We start from the raw sequence: 14,803 nt of genomic DNA on the forward strand, positions 1-14,803 counted from the left end.
GGGACGGCGGATTCAGTGCAGGAGAATACTCCGGCGTAGGTCGATGTGGCGGGGATGCTCCTCCCCCGCCTCGTTCGCCTACCTCCGTGATGGAGGTGGAGGCGGTCAGCGTCCGGTGCCGGCGTGGATCGTGGCGTCGAACTCGCCGTCGAGACCGTAGGCGGTGTGCACGGTGCGTGCGGCCTCGGCGAGATCGTCGCCACGCAGCACGACCGAGATGCGGATCTCGGACGTCGAGATCATCTCGATGTTGATACCCCCGGCCGAGAGGGCCTCGAACAGCACGGCCGAGACACCGGAGTGCGTTCGCATGCCTGCGCCGACCACCGAGAGCTTGCCGATCTGGTCGTCGTGAACGAGGTTCTGGAAACCGACCTCGGTCTGCTCCCCTGCGAGCGCCTTGAGCGCGGCGGCCGCGTCGGCCTTCGGCACCGTGAAGGAGATGTCCGTGCGGCCGGTGGCCGACACGTTCTGCACGATCATGTCGACGTTGGCGCCGGACTTGGCGACGATCTTGAAGATCTCGGCGGCCTTGCCCGGAACGTCGGGCACACCGGCGACGGTGATCTTGGCCTGGCTGAAGTCGGTGGCGACGCCCGCGACGATCGGTTCTTCCATGTCTGCTCCCTCGGCTTCGCGCGGGTTCTTCATGCCCTCGCCCAGAACGTACGTACCCTCGGACGACGAGAACGTCGACCGGGCGTGAATGAGGACGCCATGACGGCGTGCGTATTCGACAGCGCGGATGTAGAGCACCTTCGCGCCGTTGGCGGCGAGCTCCAGCATCTCCTCGCTCGAGATGTGGTCGAGCTTCTGCGCCCGCGGGATCACGCGGGGGTCAGCCGTGAAGATGCCGTCGACGTCGCTGTAGATCTCGCAGACGTCCGCGTCGAGCGCTGCAGCGAGAGCCACGGCCGTCGTATCGGAGCCGCCGCGTCCGAGCGTGGTGATGTCGCGGGTGTCGCGGTTGAAGCCCTGGAAACCGGCGACGATGACGATCGCACCTTCGTCGAGAGCCTCCCGCAGACGCACCGGCGTCACATCGACGATGCGCGCGGCGCCGTGCTGCGAGTCCGTGATCATGCCGGCCTGGCTGCCGGTGAACGAGCGCGCCTCGAAACCCATGGAGTGGATGGCCATGGCCAGCAGCGCCATCGAGATGCGCTCACCGCTGGAGAGCAGCATGTCGAGTTCGCGCGGTGCCGGGATGGGCGCGACCTCGTTCGCGAGGTCGAGAAGCTCATCCGTCGTGTCGCCCATCGCGCTGACGGCGACGACCACGTCGTGGCCGGCACGGCGCGTGTCGACGATGCGCTTGGCGACGCGCTTGATGCTCTCTGCGTTGGCGACGGACGAGCCGCCGTACTTCTGCACGATGAGGGCCACGATCACTCCCTGGGATGTCGGGCGGATCCGCCCACGCTCATTCTACGATCGGCCCATATGCCCCGGTGCGCATGTGACGACGGGCGCGATCACTCGGCTCCGCCTACGGGGCGGGTGGCAGCGGGACGGAGACCGGCGGTGGCGGACGCAGCCTGCCACCCGTGGCGGCGAACCAACAGCCGGCGATGATGAGGGGGAAACCGACGAGCAACCCCGGCGTGAGCGGCTCGGCGAGGACGAGGGCTCCGAGCAGGATCGCCACGACCGGATTGACATAGGTGAACAGCGGAGCACGCACCGGTCCGACCTCGCGGATCAGCGCGAAGAACGCCAGGAAGGCCACAGCGGTGCAGATGACCGCGAGTGCCAGCAGCGCGAAGATCGACGGCAGCGTCGGGACCTCGTGCTGGGTCAACGCACCGATGGGCAGATAGAACACGCCGATCATCAGCAACGAGAGGGTGATGGTGCCCAGCGACGGCACATCGCCGAGCTTGCGTGCGACGATGAACGGCGCGATCGCGTAGAGGACCGCGACGAGCAACACCTCACCGGCCGCGAGCAGGCTCATCTCTCCGCCGAACAGTCCGGGACCGGCGACCACGATCGCGACCCCCAGGAAGCCGACGATCAGCCCGATCGCCCGTGACGGCTTGAGCACCCCGCGATCCCCGCCGCCGAGCGCGATCAGCGCGGCGAACAGCGGAACCGTGGCGACGAGCAGTCCGGTCATGCCGGACGGAAGCGTCATCTCGGCATGTCCGAGCAACAGGAACGGTCCCGCCATCTCGACGGCGCCGAAGGCCAGCACCCAGGGCCAGTGCTTCCACGCGGCGCGCAGAGCGCCGCTGCGGATGGCGAACGGCAAGAGCAGCAGTGCCGCGATGAGGGTGCGGCCCGCGACGATGGCCGCGGGCGAGATCGACTCGACCGCGATGCTGATGAACAGGTAGGGCACGCCCCACAGCAGGGCCATCGCTCCGAACAGCAGCCATCCTCGGCGGGAGAACCCACCGCCGGCGTTCACCGAGTCACCGCGCGCTGAGACGCGACGACGCTGGTCACAGGACGCGCCGGCCTTCGAAGGCGCGCCCCAGAGTGACCTCGTCGGCGTATTCCAGATCGCCTCCCACCGGAAGACCGGATGCGAGACGCGAGACCGTGATCTGCATGGTCGTGAGCAGACGGCTCAGGTAGCTGGCCGTCGCTTCGCCCTCGAGGTTCGGGTTCGTGGCGAGGATGACCTCCTGCACCGTGCCGTCGGCGAGGCGCGTCATCAGCTGGGTGATGCGCAGGTCGTCGGGTCCGACGCCGGCGATCGGGCTGATCGCCCCGCCGAGCACGTGATACAGCCCGCGGAACTCCCGGGTGCGCTCGATCGCCGAGACGTCCTTGGCATCTTCCACGACGCAGATCAGCGTCTGGTTGCGTCGCGGGTCACGGCAGATGGCGCAGCGATCCTGCTCGGACACGTTGCCGCACACGTCGCAGAACTTCACGCGATCGCGGATGTCGCGGAGCAGCTCCGACAGGCGCGCGACATCGAAGGTCGGTGTCTGCAGGATGTGGAACGCGATCCGCTGTGCGGACTTCGGGCCGATGCCCGGAAGACGACCGAACTCGTCGATCAGTTCCTGAACGATGCCGTCGTACATCAGGCGAACCTCGTCGGGGGCTCATAGGGCTCTTCGCGCACGAACGTCGCGCCGAGCACCTGGCGGATCACGGCCTCACCGTAGCGCTGCACTCCGCCCACGGTGGGGGCGCGCTCAGTGACGGTCGGAGTGGGTGCGGAACGGGGCGCCGGCGGCGCGACCGTCCGTGGAGCGGCGCTCTGGGCAACTGTCTGCGCAGGGTTCTGCGCGGAGTTCTGGACAGGACCCCGGGCGGACGGGAGCGGCGCGGACGATGCGCCTCGCGTCGAAGCCCCCTGGCCCTGTGACGGCGCCGGCTCGTACGAGGGATCGTACGGCGGCTCATCGTCGAAGTACGGTACGTCGTCGTCGCCGGGAAGGGGCGGCTCCCCTCTGTCGACACCACCGTCGACAGGGGGCGTCGGTGCGGATGCTTCCGCTTCGACCTCTTCGGGCTCTTCGTCGACCGGCAGCGGCGCCTGGGGGGCACTGAGCGGCGCTCCTCCTGGTTCGCCCGCGGGGATCGGCGCGACCGCCCACTCGGTGACCGCAGGCGCGGAGGAGCCGTGCGACTGCGGACGAGAGGGAGCGGGAGCTGACGACTTCGCGGCCGGCGCGGCTGAGTCCTTCGACGCGGCCGAGTCCCTAGATGGGGCTGAGTCCTTCGACGCGGCTAAGTTCTTCGGAGTCGCAGCGTTGTTCGGAGCCGCACCGTTCGGCGGTGCCGAGGATCCTGCCGGAGCCCCCGACGACCCCGCAGCGGGCAACGGTGCCGGCAGGTACTTCACGCGCACGCCGAGCTCCTGCTCGATCGCGGTACGCAGGTGATCGGAGGTGCCGGCGCCGGGCGTGGTGCCCTTGAACTTGCCGACATCGTGCTGGCTGGCGAACCCGAGCGTGAGCACCTCGGTATCGGTGTCATAGGCCAACGGCTGCACGGTGGTGACGACCAGCCACGACGTGCGGCTGATGGTCTCGAGCCGCGCGAGCACCGCAGGCCAGACCGCCGTGATGCGAGCGAAGGTGACCGGACCGGTCGGCGCGGCGACAGGCTCCGGAACCGGTGCGGCTGCTTCGACCTCGGCAGCCGCCGGGGCGACGACCGGTGCCTCATCAACCGCGGGAGCCGCCGGTGTGGGAGCCGCCGGCGTCGATACCGGTGCATCCGTGGGCTGAGCCGCCGGAGCCGCCGGGGACGGAGCGTGCGTCGCCTGAGCCACAGCAGCCGGCGGGGCAGACTGCGCCTGCGGGAGGCCTGCTGCCGTGGTGCGTGCGGCCGGAGCGGCCGCAGGCGCCGAGGCCACCGCCGGAGCCGAGGCATCCGCAGACGCCGCGGCGAGAACGCGCGCGACCATGAGCTCGAGGTGCAGGCGCGGCGAGGTCGCACCCGACATGTCGTCGAGCGCGGCACTGACGACGTCGGCGGTGCGCGACAGGCGCGCGGCACCGAACCCCTGCGCCTGACCGCGCATGCGCTCGAGCTCGTCGTCGGCGATGCCGCGGAGCACGGCAGATGCACCGCTTCCGACGGCGGCGATCACGATGAGGTCGCGCAGACGCTCGAGCAGATCGTCGACGAAGCGACGCGGATCCTGACCGGTCTGCACCACACGATCGATCGCGGGGAACGCGGCAGCCGCATCTGCGGCCGCCAGCGCGTCGACGATCTCGTCGAGCAGGGCGCCGTGGGTGTAGCCGAGCAGAGCAACGGCGCGCGCGTAGCCCACAGTGACCGTGGGCGAATCGGCGGGGGCGTCGGAACCGGCGATCAGCTGGTCGAGCAGCGACAGCGTGTCACGCGGCGAGCCGCCACCGGCACGGACGACGAGCGGCAGCACACCCTGCTCCACGAGCACGCCCTCTTCGGTGCAGAGCTTCTCGACGTACTCAAGCATCGCCGCAGGCGGCACGAGCCGGAACGGGTAGTGGTGTGTGCGCGAGCGGATGGTGCCCAGGACCTTCTCGGGCTCGGTGGTCGCGAAGATGAACTTCACGTGCTCCGGCGGTTCTTCGACGAGCTTGAGCAGCGCGTTGAACCCCTGCGGGGTGACCATGTGCGCCTCGTCGAGGATGAAGATCTTGTACCGGTCGCGGCTCGGGGCGAAGGTCGCGCGCTCGCGCAGGTCGCGGGCGTCGTCGACACCGTTGTGGCTGGCAGCGTCGATCTCGACCACGTCGAGCGATCCACCGCCCGCGCGAGAGAGCTCCACGCAGCTCGGGCAGGTCCCGCACGGCACGTCGGTCGGCCCTTCCGCGCAGTTCAGGCAGCGCGCGAGGATACGGGCGGAGGTCGTCTTGCCGCAGCCGCGCGGCCCGGAGAACAGATAGGCATGACCGACGCGGTCACCGCGCAGGGCCGTCATCAGTGGATCGGTCACCTGGGACTGCCCGATCATCTCGCCGAACGTCTCGGGGCGGTAGCGGCGGTAGAGGGCTGTGGTCACCTCAACAGCCTACGGCGTGCCACGGACGTTCGGCGGGCTCCGACGTTCACCTCTCAGTCGATGGGCTCGATCACCGGGATCGCGGTCGTGATCACGGGGACGGACGCCGACAGGCGGGTGCCGTCCTCGCGACGGGCGTCTGCGAACTGCCGCAGGGTCGGGCGTCCGGGGATCAGCGGTCCCTGGTCAGCGAGCGGCACGACGACCTCGGCGTCGGCGGTGGCGATGTACGCCTCGCCGCGCACCGTGAACGGCACCGGATCGCCGGAGCGCACCTGCACCCGCAGCTCGTCCTTGGTGATCGTCACCTGCACAGCGGACCCCTGCCACTGCAGCGGGTACGACAGCGACGGCCATCCGGCGGGGAGCCGCGGATCGAAGCTGAGCTCCCCTGCGTAGTCGCGCATGCCGCCGAAGCCGCACACCAGCGCCGTCCACACGCCACCGGCCGATGCCACGTGCACGCCATCCGCCGCGTTGTGGTGCAGGTCGTGCAGGTCGACGAACAGAGACTGCGAGAAGTACTCCAGAGCGAGGTCCTGGTAGCCGACCTCGGCCGCGAGGATCGACTGCACCACGGCAGACAGCGTCGAGTCGCCCGTGGTCAGCGGATCGTAGTAGTCGAAGTCCGCGCGCTTCTCCTCTGGCGAGAAATGGTTGCCCTGCAGGAACAGCGCGAGCACGACATCCGCCTGCTTCAAGACCTGGAAGCGGTAGATCACGAGGGGGTGGAAGTGCAACAGCAGCGGGCGCTGCGAATCGGGCGTGTGCGCCAGGTCCCAGACCTCGCGCTCGAGGAAGAGCGAGTCCTGCGGGTGGATTCCGAGGGCTTCGCTGTAGGGGATAAACATGGCCTCGGCCGCGCGCTCCCATGCGTCGGCTTCGCCCTCGCCGAGCCCCGTGCGTTCGACCAGCAGGGCATAGTCCTCGGGGTAGCTCTCGGCGATCTCGCGCACGATACGGCTGGCGTAGCGCAGGTTGTAGCGCGCCATGACGTTCGTGTAGAGGTTGTCGTTCACCACCGTCGTGTACTCGTCCGGGCCGGTCACGCCGTGGATGTGGAAGGTCTGGATGCCGTCATCCGCACCGACCTCCTCGACCAGGCGCGAGCTGCGCCAGAAGCCCAGCGTCGCCCACAGGCGCGCGGTCTCGACCGCGACATCCGCGCCTTCCCTGCGCAGGAACTCCTCGTCGCCCGTGGCACGCACGTACTTGCCCAGCGCGAAGCTGACGTCGGCGTTGATGTGGTACTGCGCGGTGCCGGCGGCGTAGTAGGCCGAGGCCTCCTCGCCGTTGATCGTGCGCCACGGGAACAGGGCGCCGGCCTCGTTGAGCTGCGCGGCGCGACGGCGCGCGGCCGGCAACATGTGCACGCGGGCGCGCAGGGCGTTGCGCGCCCACTGCGGCGACGTGTACGTGAGGAACGGGAGCACGTAGATCTCGGTGTCCCAGAAGTAGTGGCCGCTGTAGCCCGAGCCGGAGACGCCCTTCGCGGGCACACCGGTGCCGTCAGCGCGCGCCGAGGCCTGGGCGAGCTGGAACAGGCACCAGCGTGTGGCCTGCTGCAGGTCGTCGCGACCGCCGATCTGCACGTCGCTGCGCTCCCAGAACGCGGCCAGCCACTCCTGCTGACGCTGGAACTGCGTCTGGACACCCTCGACGATCACGCGGTCCAGCGACCGGCGGCAGCGGTCGACGAGCTCACGCGGCGGCACACCACGCGAGGTGTGATAGCTCACGAGCTTCGTGACGTGGATCGGGACCCCGGCCTTCGCCTGCACCCGGAACACGTTCTTGGCGATGTCGGCTTCGATCAGCGTGCGAGCGTTGTACTCGTTCTCGGTCTCGATGATGTGATCGGCCACGACGGCGACCGTCATCCCGGAATCGGCGACCTGGTACGACAGCGCTGAGCGCAGTCCGTCCTGCCAGTGCTCGGCCGGCTCGAGCACCCTGTCGGCAATCTTCTCGGCCTTGCGCGGGTCGAATCCGGCCGGCTTCTTGGCCGCGGCCGGCGTGCCGGCGTAGACCCCGGCGCCGTCCTGACGGTTCAGCAGCTGGCAGCTGATCGTGACGGGGGCGTCGGAGTTCTCGACGACGACCTCCAGGCGGAGCACCGCGAGGTGGCGCTCCTGGAAGCTCACGATGCGCTCGTCGCGGATGCGCACGCGCTTGCCAGACGGCGTCTCCCAGACCACGATGCGCTCGAGCACACCCGTGCGCATGTCGAGCGTGCGGCGGTACTCGCGCACATCGGCGACGTCGAACGAGATCGGCTCGTCGTCCACGTAGACGCGCATGACCTTCGCATCCGGCGCGTTGACGATGGTCTGGCCGACCTCGGCGAAGCCGTATGCCTGCTCCGCGTGGCGGATCGGCCAGGTCTCGTGCAGTCCGTTGATGAACGTGCCGTGCTCGTGCGCGCCTCGTCCTTCGATGTGGTTGCCGCGCAGGCCGAGGTAGCCGTTGCCGACGGAGAACAGCGTCTCGCCGACGCCCTCCTCCGAATAGCGCGTCTCGACGAGACGCCACGGGTCGACGGGGAAGCGGTCGCGGTCGATCATGCGGTCTCCGTGGTGAGGTTCGGGTTGAGCGGGAGGAAACGGGAGAGATCGTCGACGACGACCGTCGCGCCGGATGCGCGCAGTGCGTCGGCACCGGAGCCACGGTCGACACCGATGACGTCGGCGAACCCGGCCGCGGCAGCGGAGGCCACGCCCGAGGTGGCGTCCTCCACCGCGATGCTGCGCGCAGGGTCGACACCGAGGTTCTCCGCGCCGGCGCGGAACATGTCGGCAGCGGGCTTCGAGGCGAGGTCATCGCGCTCGGCGACGACACCGTCGACGACCACTCGGAAGTAGGAGCGGAGGCCGGCGGCGGCCAGCACCTCTTCGGCGTTCTTCGAGCTCGACACCACTCCGAGCGGCACTCCGGCGTCGTGCAGCCCCTGCACGACGGCGAGCGAGCCCGGGTACGGGGCGATGCCCTCCGCACGCAGCGAGGCGGCGAACGCGGCGTTCTTGCGGTTGCCGATGCCGCAGATCGTCTCGGCCTCCGGCGCATCGTCGACATCACCCCACGGCACCTCGACGTTGCGGCTGTGCAGCAGGCTGGCGACGCCGTCGTAGCGCTTCTTGCCATCGACGTAGTCGTAGTAGTCGGCATCCGAGTAGGCGGGCGTGATCCCCCACTGCGCGAACACCTGATCGAACACGACCTTCCAGGCGCGCATGTGCACCTCGGCGGTCGGGGTGAGCACGCCGTCGAGGTCGAACAGCACGCCATCCGCGGCGAGCAGATCGGGAAGGGCTTCGGGCACAGGAGCCTCCAGGAGAAGGGGCGAAAGGTCGGCACCTCTCCGTGCCACTGTGCCAGCGTAGTTGCCGAGTGCCGTCGGGGGTAACCCCTCGGATGAGCGGTTGTTCAGAGGAGCTCCGAGGTCTGCCTGGCGATCTGCAGCTCCTCGTTCGTCGGCACGACCAGAACGGTCACGGCAGAGGCATCCGTGCTGATCCGACGGATGCCGCGTTCCCGCTCCTCGTTGCGCGCCGGATCGATCTCGACTCCGGCGAATCCCAGTGTCGCCATGGCCGCCGCCCGTACCCGCGCCGCGTTCTCACCGACACCGGCGGTGAATGAGATGACGTCCACTCCGCCGAGCTGGGCGATGTACGCACCGGCGTAGCCGCGCAGCCGGTGCACGTAGACGTCGAAGGCGAGGGTGGCCGCCTCCTCCCCCGCATCGACGCCGGCGAGGATGTCGCGCATGTCGCTGCGCCCCGCGAGCCCCTGCAGTCCGCTGCGGGTGTTGAGCAGCGCGTCGAGGTCGTTGATCGAGAGTCCGGCCCGGCGCGAGAGGTGCACGAGCGCGGCAGGGTCGAGGTCGCCGGAGCGCGTGCCCATGACGAGGCCCTCGAGCGGGGTGAGCCCCATGGAGGTCTCGACGGAGCGTCCGCCGTCGATCGCGGTGGCCGATGCACCGTTGCCGAGGTGGAACACGATCTGACGTAGCGAGGCGAGGTCTCGACCCAGGTGCGCGGCCGCCGCCTCGCTCACGAACTGGTGGCTCGTGCCGTGGAAACCGTACCGGCGCACGCGGTGATCCTTCGCCAGCTGACTGTCGATCGCATACGTGTAGGCGGCCGGAGGAAGGGTCTGGTGAAAGGCGGTGTCGAAGACCGCGACGTGCGGCACTCCCCGGAACACGGCCTTCGCCGCGAGGATGCCGGAGAGGTTCGCCGGGTTGTGCAGCGGCGCGAGGACCGAGAGCTCTTCGATCTGGCGCTCCACGTCGGCGTCGATCAGGGTCGGTGCGAAGAACCGGGCTCCGCCGTGCACCACGCGATGCCCGACCGCGACAGGCGGGTGCGTGGCCAGTGAGGGACCGTGCTCGGCGAACTGCTCGAGCATGACGGCGAAGGCGGCGTGATGGTCGGCGATCTCGCGCTCGTCGCTGTAGGTGGCGTCGAGCATCGTGGGGACCGCATCCCGGTCGGTCTCCGGACGCACCGTGTGCGCGACGGGGCTGACGGACTGACCGATGCGTTCGATGAGACCGCTCGCCAGCTCGTTCTCCCGTTCGATGTCGATCAGGCTGTACTTCAGCGAAGAGGAACCGCTGTTGATCACCAGGATCGCGCTCATACCGCCCCTCCCTGGGCCTGGATCGCGGTGATCGCGACGGTGTTCACGATGTCGTCGACCAGCGCTCCGCGGGAGAGGTCGTTGATCGGCTTGTTCAGCCCCTGCAGCACCGGGCCGATCGCCACGGCACCCGCCGAGCGCTGCACGGCCTTGTAGGTGTTGTTCCCCGTGTTGAGGTCGGGGAACACGAACACGGTCGCGCGCCCTGCGACTGCGGAGTCGGGCAGTTTCGCCTTCGCGACCGCGGCGTCCGCCGCCGCGTCGTACTGGATCGGGCCTTCGACCGGCAGCTCGGGCGCCCGCTCGCGCACGAGGGCGGTGGCCTCGCGCACCTTGTCGACGTCGGCGCCGGAACCGGACTCCCCGGTCGAGTACGACAGCATCGCCACACGCGGGTCGATGCCGAACTGGCGCGCGGTGGCCGCAGAGGAGATCGCGATATCAGCGAGCTGCACGCTGGTTGGATCCGGGATCACGGCGCAGTCGCCGTAGACGAGCACGCGATCGGCGAGCGCCATCAGGAAGACGCTCGAGACGACCTTCACGCCCGGCTTGGTCTTGATGATCTCGAACGAGGGCCGGATCGTGTGCGCGGTGGTGTGCGCGGCCCCGGAGACCATGCCGTCCGCGAGTCCGAGGTGCACCATCATGGTGCCGAAGTACGACACATCGGTCACGGTGTCTGCCGCCTGGGACACCGTGATGCCCTTGTGGGCGCGCAGCCGGGCATACTCCTCGGCGAAGCGCTGCACGAGCTCCGGATCGTGCGGGCTGACGACCTGGGCGCCGGAGATGTCGATCCCCAGCTCGATCGCACGGGCACGGATGGCCCGCTCATCGCCGAGGATCGTGAGATCCGCGACCTCTCGGGCGATCAGGGTGGCCGCGGCGCGCAGGATGCGGTCGTCATCGCCCTCGGGAAGCACGATGCGCCGCCGATCGGCGCGCGCCCGCTCGATCAGACCGTACTCGAACATCAGCGGCGTCACGACCCGCGACTCCGCGAGCCCGAGCTGGGTGGTCAGCGAGGTGTAGTCCACGTGGGTCTGGAAGAGCCCGAGCGCGCGGTCGTAGCGGCCCCGCGAATCCGGGGAGATGCGTCCGCGCGCGCCCATCACCCGCACGGCGGTGTCGTACGTGCCGAGGTCGGTCGCGATGATCGGCACCGTCGACGAGAAGCCGTCGAGCAGCCGCACGATCGGCTCCGGCAGAGGGAATGGTCCGTTCAGGATGATGCCGGCCACGCGGGGGAAGGTGCCGGAGGCATCGGCGAGAAGCGTCGCGAGCAGCACCTCGGTGCGATCGGCGGGGATCACCACGACCGCCTCCTCGGTCAGCCGCGGCAGCACGTTCACCATCGACATTCCCGCCACCACGATCGTCAGGGCCTCACGCCCGAGCCGGTCCGCGTCTCCCTTGATCAGGCGTCCATCCACGGCCGACAGGATGCCGCGGATCGACGGGGCCACCAGCGTGCGGTCCTCCGGGATCGCCCACACCGGGGTCTCCTTCTGCGGACGGATACCCCGGACCGCGGCGATGATGTCGTCCAGCGCCTCAGGGTCGGCACGGTTCACGATGACCGCGAACAGCTCTGCGCGCTCCGCGTCGAGCTCGGCGAGGGCGAGTGCCGCGATCTGACCGACAGCCCCGGCGACGCGCGCCGTGGTGGTACCGAGCTGCTCGGCCTGACGCTGCTGGTCTCGACCGCTGAGCACGAGCAGCACGGGGGCGCCGAGGTTGGCGGCGATGCGGGAGTTGAACCCGAGCTCGGCAGGGCTCGCGACATCCGTGTAGTCGCTGCCGATGATCACGACAGCGTCGCACTGCGCCTCGACGGCTTTGAAACGCGAGACGATCGTCGACAGCGCCGCTTCCGGATCGTGGCGCACATCGTCGTAGGTGACGCCGATGCAGTCCTCGTAGTCGAGGTGCACCCCGTCATGCGCGAGCAGCAGCTCGAGGATCTCGTCGCGCTCGGCGACCGAGCGGGCGATCGGGCGGAAGACCCCGACGCGGGGGCTGACGCGCATCAGCGCATCGAGAACTCCGAGCGCGATCGTGGACTTGCCGGTATGACCTTCGGCCGAGGTGATGTAGATGCTCCGCGCCACCCCTTCAGCTTAGGCGGGTCGCGTGGAGGGCGCGCCGGTCAGCACCCGTGGGAAAGCCCGTCGACCACGGCAGTGGCATCCGCCTCGTAGCGGGAGTAGTAGTCGCGGTCGGTGTTGATCTGCACCCGGTGGATCGCGTGCGACGGCTCCATCTGCTGCCAGTCGGGCAGCCGGACCAGTCGGGTGAAGAACAGGGTGGCCGAGGTCGCCGGGTCCATCCGCTGCTCCACGCTCCCCCACCAGTCCTGCTGTTGGAAGAGCCCGATGCTGCTGGTGCGCGTGCCGTCGGGGTTGGTGAATCCGCTGGTCTCCCAGTCGCCGTAGTCGATGTTGCGCAGGCTGCTCTCGCCCATCGCGGTCATGACGCCCAGGATCTGTCCGTCGCGCCCGAGCCCCAGCGCAGACGCCGTGGTCATGATCGTCGCGGCGTTCTGGAGTTGCTCGCCCTGCCATCCCTCGATCCCCGCTTCGGGGAAGGTGCCGGGGTCGTCGGCGCACACCACGACGGGATCGTGCGCGATGCTCAACGGGACCAGCACCGCGACCCCCACGACCACAGCGACCACGGCGGTCGAGATGAGGATGCGGCGCAGCATCCGCCGCCGACGCAGCCGGATCGCGGCGCGAGCGCGCGCCCCCGGCTTGCGCTTCTTCGCGCGCTTCCGCGGCCGCGCGCGGCTCTTCGCGCGCGGGGCGCTCATCCCGCGCGGTCCCGGAGCGCCGCCTGGCCGGTGCGACGGCCGGTCAGTGCGGCAACGCCTCCGCCGACCGCGCCGAATAGGTGCGCCTGCCACGAGATGCCCTCGCTGACACCGACGACGCCGGCGAGCATGGTTCCGCCGTACAGCACGATCACGACCAGCGCGACGACGGCGTACAGGATGCGGTGCGCGACCTTCGCCGGTGCGAACACCCGCATCACGATGTAGCCGAAGTACCCGAACACGAGACCGGAAGCACCGACCGTGAGGGTACCGGGGGCGTTGAACACCCAGGTGCCGAGACCGCCGATGACGGCGATGACCGCGGTGACCGTCCAGAAGCGGCGAGCGCCTTCCACCGCGACCAGGCAGCCGAGCACGAGGAACGGGAGGGAGTTGGCCAACAGGTGACCCCAGCTCGCGTGCAGCAGCGGTGCGGCGACGATGCCGCCGAGACCCGCGAGGTCCCAGGAGCGCAACCCGAAGCCGGAGAACGAACCCGGCAGGATCGCATCGGCCAGTTGGATGATCCACATCAGGGCGAGCAGGACGACCGGCGAGGCGAAACGGCTCAGCGTGGTCGAGCGCGGGGAATCGGCGGGGCTGGTCACGTCACGATCCTCGCAGTGCCGCCCCGGAGGACGCTGAAAAAGAAAGTGACCCTCCGCGCACCCAGCAGAGCCCGGTTACCCTTGCTGCGTTTCCGCCCTGGGGGAATTGGCCTGGATGCCGCCACGCGGAGAGCCGTCAACCATCCTAACCCGACGATGCCCGATGCTCCGACACCCGGCGTCCTCCCCCGCCGACATGCATCCTCAGGGCAACCTGCCAGAGCAGCGCCCTCTTCACCGGGTTACGATCGAGTAACGCGCACAGAAGCGCCTCACGCGAGAGGGAACGCATGCCCGACAACTCCCCCCTGATCACGGCCGAGCAGTTCGCGGCGCAGACCTCCGCGATCCTCGGCTCCGTGGGCCAGGTGATCGACGGAAAACCGGATGCCGTTCGCAGCGCACTGGTCTGCCTCCTCGCCGAGGGCCACCTGCTGATCGAAGACGTGCCCGGTGTCGGGAAGACGATGCTCGCCCGCGCACTCGCCGCCAGCGTCGACGCCACCGTGCGTCGCATCCAGTTCACGCCCGATCTGCTCCCCGGCGATGTCACCGGCGTCTCGGTGTACAACCCCGTCGACCGGGAGTTCGAGTTCAAGCGCGGCGCCGTGTTCGCGCACATCGTGATCGCCGACGAGATCAACCGCTCCTCACCCAAGACCCAGTCCGCACTCCTGGAGGCGATGGAGGAGGGCCAGGTCACGGTCGACGGCTCCACGCATCCGCTCCCCGACCCGTTCCTGGTCGTCGCGACCCAGAACCCGCTGGAGATGGAGGGCACGTACGCCCTCCCCGAAGCGCAGCGCGACCGCTTCATGATGCGTATCTCGATGGGATATCCGGATGCCGCCGCCGAGGCCCTCATGCTGCGGCAGCGCGATGTCGTGAACCCTCTGAGCGCGGTATCCCCCGTCGCCGACGCGACCTCCATCGCGCAGCTCATCGCCTGGGGACGCGCCGTGCACGTCGCGCCCGCTCTCGAGGAGTACGCGGTCGCTCTCGCCCAGGCCACCCGTTCGGACCCCAACCTCCACCTGGGCGCGAGCCCACGCGCCACCCTGCAGCTCATCAGGGCCGCCAAGGTGTGGGCGGCTCTCGACGGCCGCGACTATGTGATCCCCGACGATCTGACCGCCCTGCTGATCCCCGTGTTCGCGCATCGTCTGCTGCCCGCGCGCGGAGCTCATCGTGCCGGCGCGCAGCCGATCGAGGCAGCGCTGACCCAGATCGTCGAACGCGTGCGGGTTCCCGTCGCCACCCGTTCCTGAT

General features: G+C 69.4%; 11 protein-coding genes and 1 other RNA gene. 1 reads left to right on the plus strand and 11 read right to left on the minus strand.

Features of this window, described 5'->3' with window-relative positions; all coding sequences use genetic code 11:
* Positions 1–105: 105 nt before the first annotated feature.
* From MRBLWO12_RS10340 to ffs, 11 genes are all read right to left on the minus strand, one after another.
* Positions 106–1,386 carry an aspartate kinase gene (locus MRBLWO12_RS10340; RefSeq protein WP_363555169.1) on the minus strand — a complete coding sequence of 427 codons (1,281 nt, stop codon included), beginning with the start codon at positions 1,384–1,386 and terminating at the stop codon, positions 106–108.
* A 103-nt stretch (positions 1,387–1,489) separates the two neighbouring features.
* Positions 1,490–2,413 (minus strand): DMT family transporter, encoded by a 924-nt coding sequence (locus MRBLWO12_RS10345; protein WP_363555171.1) that lies wholly within the window; start codon positions 2,411–2,413, stop codon positions 1,490–1,492.
* 34 nt (positions 2,414–2,447) lie between these two features.
* Positions 2,448–3,041, minus strand: a complete 594-nt coding sequence (recR, locus tag MRBLWO12_RS10350) for a recombination mediator RecR (RefSeq protein WP_141871047.1) — start codon at positions 3,039–3,041, stop codon at positions 2,448–2,450.
* Positions 3,041–5,464, minus strand: coding sequence for a DNA polymerase III subunit gamma and tau (locus MRBLWO12_RS10355; RefSeq protein WP_363555174.1), 2,424 nt, complete (start codon positions 5,462–5,464; stop codon positions 3,041–3,043). Before MRBLWO12_RS10355 ends, recR begins: the two co-directional genes overlap by 1 nt.
* A 53-nt stretch (positions 5,465–5,517) precedes the next feature.
* A complete protein-coding gene (locus tag MRBLWO12_RS10360) occupies positions 5,518–8,028 on the minus strand; it encodes a glycoside hydrolase family 65 protein (protein ID WP_363555176.1) in 2,511 nt (836 codons plus the stop codon).
* Positions 8,025–8,783 (minus strand): HAD family hydrolase, encoded by a 759-nt coding sequence (locus MRBLWO12_RS10365; RefSeq protein ID WP_363555178.1) that lies wholly within the window; start codon positions 8,781–8,783, stop codon positions 8,025–8,027. The genes MRBLWO12_RS10360 and MRBLWO12_RS10365 overlap by 4 nt, the downstream gene beginning before the upstream one ends.
* Before the next feature lie 104 nt (positions 8,784–8,887).
* Positions 8,888–10,108 (minus strand): acetate/propionate family kinase, encoded by a 1,221-nt coding sequence (locus MRBLWO12_RS10370; protein WP_363555180.1) that lies wholly within the window; start codon positions 10,106–10,108, stop codon positions 8,888–8,890.
* The gene (gene pta, locus MRBLWO12_RS10375; protein WP_363555182.1) at positions 10,105–12,222 is read right to left on the minus strand and encodes a phosphate acetyltransferase; all 2,118 of its coding nucleotides are present in this window, start codon (positions 12,220–12,222) and stop codon (positions 10,105–10,107) included. Before pta ends, MRBLWO12_RS10370 begins: the two co-directional genes overlap by 4 nt.
* A gap of 38 nt (positions 12,223–12,260) precedes the next feature.
* Complete coding sequence (locus tag MRBLWO12_RS10380) at positions 12,261–12,923, minus strand: hypothetical protein (RefSeq protein ID WP_363555184.1); 663 nt, start codon at positions 12,921–12,923, stop codon at positions 12,261–12,263.
* Entirely contained in the window at positions 12,920–13,534 is a 615-nt protein-coding gene (locus MRBLWO12_RS10385) for a rhomboid family intramembrane serine protease (RefSeq protein ID WP_363555186.1), read from the minus strand. Before MRBLWO12_RS10385 ends, MRBLWO12_RS10380 begins: the two co-directional genes overlap by 4 nt.
* Before the next feature lie 41 nt (positions 13,535–13,575).
* Positions 13,576–13,672: signal recognition particle sRNA small type (ffs, locus tag MRBLWO12_RS10390), an RNA gene on the minus strand.
* Positions 13,673–13,824: 152 nt separating this feature from the next.
* Here ffs and MRBLWO12_RS10395 point away from each other — a divergent pair.
* Positions 13,825–14,802, plus strand: coding sequence for an AAA family ATPase (locus tag MRBLWO12_RS10395; protein ID WP_363555188.1), 978 nt, complete (start codon positions 13,825–13,827; stop codon positions 14,800–14,802).
* The last annotated feature ends 1 nt before the right edge of the window (position 14,803 follow it).

The organism is Microbacterium sp. LWO12-1.2 (genome assembly GCF_040675875.1).
Classification (GTDB): Bacteria; Actinomycetota; Actinomycetes; order Actinomycetales; family Microbacteriaceae; genus Microbacterium.

Coding starts and splice junctions, on each gene's coding strand:
- MRBLWO12_RS10380 (WP_363555184.1), bottom strand. CDS start 12,923: ATGAGCGCCCCGCGCGCGAAGAGCCGCGCGCGGCCGCGGAAGCGCGCG.
- MRBLWO12_RS10370 (WP_363555180.1), bottom strand. CDS start 10,108: ATGAGCGCGATCCTGGTGATCAACAGCGGTTCCTCTTCGCTGAAGTAC.
- MRBLWO12_RS10360 (WP_363555176.1), bottom strand. CDS start 8,028: ATGATCGACCGCGACCGCTTCCCCGTCGACCCGTGGCGTCTCGTCGAG.
- recR (WP_141871047.1), bottom strand. CDS start 3,041: ATGTACGACGGCATCGTTCAGGAACTGATCGACGAGTTCGGTCGTCTT.
- MRBLWO12_RS10395 (WP_363555188.1), top strand. CDS start 13,825: ATGCCCGACAACTCCCCCCTGATCACGGCCGAGCAGTTCGCGGCGCAG.